Source organism: Microbispora sp. CSR-4, from assembly GCF_008033685.1.
In the GTDB taxonomy this organism is placed as follows: Bacteria; Actinomycetota; Actinomycetes; order Streptosporangiales; family Streptosporangiaceae; genus Microbispora.
The window spans coordinates 1-5,589 of record NZ_VJVX01000126.1 but is presented as its reverse complement, the minus strand read 5'-3'; the positions used below and the strand labels follow the sequence as shown (position 1 = coordinate 5,589).

8 protein-coding genes are annotated in these 5,589 nt (G+C 69.9%); 7 read left to right on the top strand and 1 reads right to left on the bottom strand.

Annotated features, from left to right (window positions below; genetic code table 11):
• Positions 1 to 91: 91 nt before the first annotated feature.
• Positions 92 to 307 (top strand): hypothetical protein, encoded by a 216-nt coding sequence (locus FLV34_RS38680; protein WP_147945532.1) that lies wholly within the window; start codon positions 92 to 94, stop codon positions 305 to 307.
• A gap of 177 nt (positions 308 to 484) precedes the next feature.
• Here the strand turns inward: FLV34_RS38680 and FLV34_RS38670 are convergent, their stop codons facing one another.
• Positions 485 to 841 (bottom strand): GntR family transcriptional regulator, encoded by a 357-nt coding sequence (locus FLV34_RS38670; RefSeq protein ID WP_147945530.1) that lies wholly within the window; start codon positions 839 to 841, stop codon positions 485 to 487.
• Positions 842 to 948: 107 nt separating this feature from the next.
• Between FLV34_RS38670 and FLV34_RS38665 the strand changes: the two genes are divergently transcribed.
• The 6 genes from FLV34_RS38665 (at position 949) to FLV34_RS38640 (ending at position 5,499) form a co-directional block, all read left to right on the top strand.
• The gene (locus FLV34_RS38665) at positions 949 to 1,290 is read left to right on the top strand and encodes a hypothetical protein (protein ID WP_147945529.1); all 342 of its coding nucleotides are present in this window, start codon (positions 949 to 951) and stop codon (positions 1,288 to 1,290) included.
• Positions 1,283 to 2,623 carry an FtsK/SpoIIIE domain-containing protein gene (locus tag FLV34_RS38660; RefSeq protein WP_147945528.1) on the top strand — a complete coding sequence of 447 codons (1,341 nt, stop codon included), beginning with the start codon at positions 1,283 to 1,285 and terminating at the stop codon, positions 2,621 to 2,623. The genes FLV34_RS38665 and FLV34_RS38660 overlap by 8 nt, the downstream gene beginning before the upstream one ends.
• A gap of 16 nt (positions 2,624 to 2,639) precedes the next feature.
• Entirely contained in the window at positions 2,640 to 3,299 is a 660-nt protein-coding gene (locus FLV34_RS38655; RefSeq protein ID WP_147945527.1) for a DUF2637 domain-containing protein, read from the top strand.
• 17 nt (positions 3,300 to 3,316) lie between these two features.
• Positions 3,317 to 3,670, top strand: coding sequence for a hypothetical protein (locus tag FLV34_RS38650; RefSeq protein ID WP_147945526.1), 354 nt, complete (start codon positions 3,317 to 3,319; stop codon positions 3,668 to 3,670).
• Between the two features lie 261 nt (positions 3,671 to 3,931).
• Entirely contained in the window at positions 3,932 to 5,308 is a 1,377-nt protein-coding gene (locus FLV34_RS38645; protein WP_147945525.1) for a replication initiator, read from the top strand.
• A complete protein-coding gene (locus FLV34_RS38640; RefSeq protein WP_187280863.1) occupies positions 5,308 to 5,499 on the top strand; it encodes an AlpA family transcriptional regulator in 192 nt (63 codons plus the stop codon). The genes FLV34_RS38645 and FLV34_RS38640 overlap by 1 nt, the downstream gene beginning before the upstream one ends.
• Positions 5,500 to 5,589 lie beyond the last annotated feature (90 nt).

The window sequence follows — 5,589 nt, the reverse complement described above, 5'->3', positions numbered from 1 at the left end:
ATGTCCCGTCGTGTAGTGATCTCGTCCTGCCCTTCCGTCGCACTCTCGGTGTCACAACGCACCACTACCTGCGACGGAAGGAGAACAGACCATGACAGAGACGATTGCCCCACCGGAGGAGAGCCCCGACTGCGCCTGCGGCGCGCTCCTGAAGCCCGGACAGATCCACTGCAGCAAGTGCCTCGCCCGTCAGCGCTGGGAGCGGCGCGAGAAGGCCCGGCGCAGGACCGCCCGGCGTCGCTCCATCACCCGCCGTCCCCCTCGCGGCCCGCTCAACGCCGCCGCCCTGGGGGTGATCTGGTCGTGAGCGCGCTGCCTCTGATCATCGCCCTGGCGCTCAGCGCGGTCGTGGCCGTCGGCTACGTAGCGGTCCTGGTCGGCATCCGGCGAGAGGACAAGGCCATGTTCCGTGGCAGCGCCTCCGGAGACGCGTCGGCACGGCTGGCCCGGCACGTCACCGGCTTAAGGGTGCGGAACGGCGGCCCTACGTCTCGGATCGCCGAGACAAGGTCTCTTCGACCCGCGCCAGGCGTTCCGACAGGTCCTGTACGGCGGTGCGTAGCGCGATGACCTCGCTCGCCAAGTCGCCCGCCGGTCCAGGGTCGACGTCCGGGACGTCTTCCCGGACGAACACGCCCTTGCCCTGCTGGCCGATGACCAGGCCCTCGGTCCGCAAAATCCCGACCGCGAGCTTCACGACGCTGAGCGAGGCGTCGTACCGGGCGGCGAGCTGGGTGGTCGACGGCAACGGGGAGCCGGGCGGCAGAGATCCGCCGCGGATCTGCTCGCGCAGATCGTCGGCGATCTGGAGGTAACCGGGCCGTCCCGTCTTCTTGACCATTGCCTCTTATCTCAGCACAGCAACACGACCAAGCCAACCGAGAGAACATTGACAACCAGGCCAACCTAGTTAACTATGTTGGCCACGAGATTAAGGAGGTCCACAAGATGCGCACCATTCCAATCCCGGTCGACGTGACCAAGCTGCAGTTCGTCTGCGTCCGTGCGCCCCGCCCGCGCGTCCTCAACCAGGACACCGGCGAGATCAAGACCGACAAGAACGGCAACACCGTCTACGAGATCGTCCTGTCGGTCGAGGACGAGTTCGGCCGGATCGAACTCGTCAAGGTCGGCACCTCCGGCGAGCCCCAGGTGGCCGCCGGGCAGGACGTCACCCCGGTCGGCCTGGTCGGCTACGTATGGGAGATGTCCCGGGGCGGCGAGGCCCGCTGGGGCATCAGCTACCGGGCCAGCTCGATCGTCCCGGCGGGCGTGACCGCTCATGCGTGACGCCCTGCTGATGCTGCTCGCGGGCCTGGCCGCTGCGGCGGCCGGCCTGTGGGCCTGGCGCCACGTTCACTACCGGTCGTATTGGCTGGCAGTCGGGTTCCCGCTGATGGCCATCACGATCTGGGCAACCTGGCGCAAGGTCGCCCTCGGCTGCGGCCTGACCAAGAAGCGCCAACGCTGGTGGTTCACCACCGTCCCCGGCGCGATCGCCTCAACCGGGCTCGTGAAGGTACGGCGGCGCTTCCAGCGTGTCGCGGTCGACACCAAGCCATTCATGTGGCTGCCGTTGCCGACGCGGCACGGCTGGCGCGTCACCGTCCACACCCTCGAAGGGCAGATCCCCGCCGACTATGCCCAGGCCGCCGAGAGGCTCGCGCACTCCTGGGGCGTCCACGCCGTACGGGTCTCGTCCCCTCGGCCTGGCCGTGTGGTCCTGGCCGCCACGGTGCGGGACCCGCTCGTCCGGCTCGACCACCTCCCGGCCTCGGGCGAGCTTCTCACTGTCCACGTGGGGCGGCTGGAGACCGGCGAGCTGTGGACGATCGACTTCCGCACGGTGCCGCATTGGATTAACGCGGGCGCCACCCAGTCGGGCAAGTCCAACCTCGCCAACGCCCTCTTGGTGGGGCTGGCCCCGCAGCCGGTCGCCCTGGTCGGCATCGACCTCAAAGGCGGCGTCGAGTTCACCCCGTACGCACCACGCCTGTCGGCCCTGGCCACCACACGGGCCGAGAGCGTGACCCTGCTGGATGACCTGGTGGCGCTCATGGTCGACCGGATGGGACTGTGCCGTACGGCTGGCGCCCGCAACATCTGGCAGTTGCCGCCCGGGGTGCGGCCGGTCCCGGTCGTGGTGCTGGTCGACGAGCTGGCCGAGCTGTACCTGATGGCCGACAAGTCCGAGAAAGACGAGATCGCCCACACCTCGACCGCGTTGCTGCGGGTGGCCCAGCTCGGGCGGGCGTTCGGCATCTACCTGTTCTGCTCCGGCCAGCGAATTGGCTCCGACCTTGGCCCGGGGGTCACCGCCCTGCGTGCCCAGTGTTCGGGGCGGATCTGCCACCGGGTCAACGATCCCGAGACCGCGACCATGACGCTCGGCGACCTCGACCCAGCAGCCCTGGTCTCCGCTCGCGCGATCCCCGCCGAGACGCCCGGCGTCGCGATCGTCGCCTCCCAGGACGGCCAGTGGTACCGCGCCCGCTCCTTCTATGTCGCCGAGCAGATCGCCGAACACGCCGCCCGCACCTACGCCCACCTGACCCCGGACTGGGCCGACATCGTCCGGCCCGACCGGGATGGGGTTGCCCTGTCCGACCTGCTGTCCGCCTAACCGAAAGGGGGTAACGATGCGACGCCTGGCCTCATGGCTGCTCGACACCGGGCCGGTCCTCGTCCTGGCCGCCATCGCGGGTGCCGGATCGTTCACCCACATCCGCGACACCGCCACCGACCACGGACAGACCGGCTGGATGTCGTGGGCCGTGGCCGTCTGCGTCGACCTCACCTGCGTCATGGCCGCCCGGGAACGCCAGCGGGACAAGAAGACCGGACGCCAGCGCAACGGGTGGGTGTCGTGGCCGACGCTCGTCCTGGCTGGCGGAATCATGCTGTCCCTGGCCGCCAACCTCCATCAGGCCGAACCGACCGTGTGGGGCTGGCTGACGGCGGCCACACCTGCCGGGGCGTTCCTCATTGCCGTCTCGATGCTCGAACGCCGCGCCGCCGCCCCTCGTCCCGAACCGTCCCCGACCGTCCTGACCGTCGAGCCCGTCTCGTCCTCGCGGTCCCCGGCCCAGGCGCTCGTCCCCGCCGTACAGGACGGGCAGGACAGCGAGCCGGGACCGTCCCCGGCGCTGGTCGACTACGCCCGCCGCGTGGCTGATGAGCACCAGGCCAAGCACGGCAAGCCGATCACACGCGACCTGCTGCGCGCCCGCCTCGGTGTGTCCAACCAGCTCGCCTCCGACCTGCTGCGCACCCTGCGCACCGCATCCGAACCCGCCTAGTGGAAGGAGATCACCACATGACCAACGACAACCACCGGAGCACGCTCATCGCCGGGCTCCGCGCCCTGGCCGACTTCCTGGACGCCAACCCGGCCATCCCCGTCCCACGCTCCGTCTACGCCCTGCACTTCCCGCATGGCGCCACGGATGCCGAGATGTGCGCCGAGGTCGACCACATCGCCGAACTGCTCGGCGCTCCGACCAGCCAGGAGTTCGGCCACTACGGCGCTGCGGTCCGCTTCGGACCGGTGGAGTACAAGGCCGTGGCCATCCTCGCCGCCCGCCGCGCCCAGTACGAGGCCGATCGCAGCTACGAAGGCTGCATCCAGCCCGACCCCGTTCCAGACGAGAACGTGGCGCAGGCCGCCTGACCACGAAAGGAGGTGACACCTATGCCCAATACCGAGCAGGCCCCGCCCGCGACTCCCGTGCCGATAACGCCGCGGCGGTGGCAATGCTGCCACTGCGGCGGAGGCGGTCTCGACTCCTACGGCGAGACCTGCCGCCACTGTGACGGGCTCGGCTTCTGCTGAACCCCTTCAGCAGAAGCCGAGCCTGGCCGTACATCCGCCAAGACAACCGCCAGGTCGGGGGCCATCCCTCCACCCATCGAGCGAAAGGAGGTCTCCATCTTGCCCGTAACATCCGCCAACGCGCACGCCATCCGCGGCGCCATCGCCCGACTCAACAACCCTGACTGCTCCCGCTTCGCCTCCCAGATCCGCCGAACGGGCGGCTGCCGGCAGCCGATCCACCTGCGTGGCAAGGTCGAACACTGGGACAGGGCTACCGGGACCCTGCTGCACCGCTACAGCACCCGCCTCGAACCCGACGGCGTCCTTCGCGTCCCGTGCAAGACCCGCCGCGCCTCCCGCTGCCCCGCCTGCGCCGAGACCTACCGCGCCGACACCTACCACCTCATCCGCGCCGGCCTCGTCGGCGGCAAAGGCGTCCCCGCGTCGGTGACCGCGCACCCGTGCCTGTTCGTCACGCTCACCGCACCGTCCTTCGGCCCGGTCCACACCCGCAGGCAGCACAACGGGAGCGTCCTGCCCTGCCACCCCCGCCGCGACGCCGAAACCTGCCCACACGGGCGCGTCCTGTCCTGCACCGCCCGGCACGGGAGTGAGGATGACCGCCTCGGTGAGCCGCTGTGCCCCGACTGCTACGACTACACGGGCTCGGTGCTGTTCAACGCGGTCGCGCCGCTGCTGTGGAAGCGCTTCGCCGACGCCCTGCGCCGGCACCTGGCCAAGCTCGGCGGCCTGACCCTGCGTGACATGCGGGACCAGCTCGTCGTGTCCTTCGCCAAGGTGGCCGAGTACCAGCGGCGCGGCGTCGTCCACCTGCATGCCGTGATCCGCCTCGACGGCCCGGCCGGACCCATCTCCCCGCCCCCGGCCTGGGCCACCCTCGACCTGCTCACCCAGGCCGTAGAGCACGCCGCCTCCGTGGTCACGGCCAAGGTGCCCGCCTACGACGGCCAACCGGAACGCGTACTCCGCTGGGGCACGCAACTCGACGCCCGCCCGATCGCGATGAACGGCGAGCTGACCGACCAGGCCGTAGCCGGGTACGTGGCCAAGTACGCCACCAAGGCCGCCGAATGCGTCGGCACCATCGACCGACGCATCGTCCCCGGCGAGGACCTGACCGCCCTACCCGTCCGCGACCACGCCCGACGGCTCATCGCCGAATGCCTCCGCCTCGGCGCCTTCAAGGAGCTGGCCGACATCCGGCTGATCCATTGGGCGCACATGCTCGGCTTCCGCGGTCACTTCTCCACCCGATCCCGCCGCTACTCCACCACCCTCGGCGATATCCGTGCCGACCGGCAGAACCATGCCCGCGATGAGGACCTCATCACCGGTCGCCTGCCCCTCCTCGACGAGGACACCGTCCTCGTCGTCAGCGAATGGGAGTACGCCGGAAAGGGCTACTCCCCGGGTGACGCCCTCGTCGCCGCATTCACCGCCTCCTCGTCAAGCGGCGTCGGGGGGAGCGGCTGATGGCGCGCAACGACCGACTCCTGACCGTGCCCGAAGTGCTCACCGAGCTCGGAGGCGTCTCCCGCCGGACCTTTTACCGCTGGCGCGAACTCGGCCATGCGCCGAAGTGTGTGAAGCTCCCGAACGGCGAACTGCGCGTCTGGTGGAGCGACCTCGCGGCCTGGCTGGAATCCCTCCGGGAGGCTGCCTAATGCTTTTGTCAAGCCACCGCAGCCCGGACATGGCTAGGGTCGTACGGCCTCCTGTGCCGCAGAATCGCGTGCAGGACGTTGACACGGCGG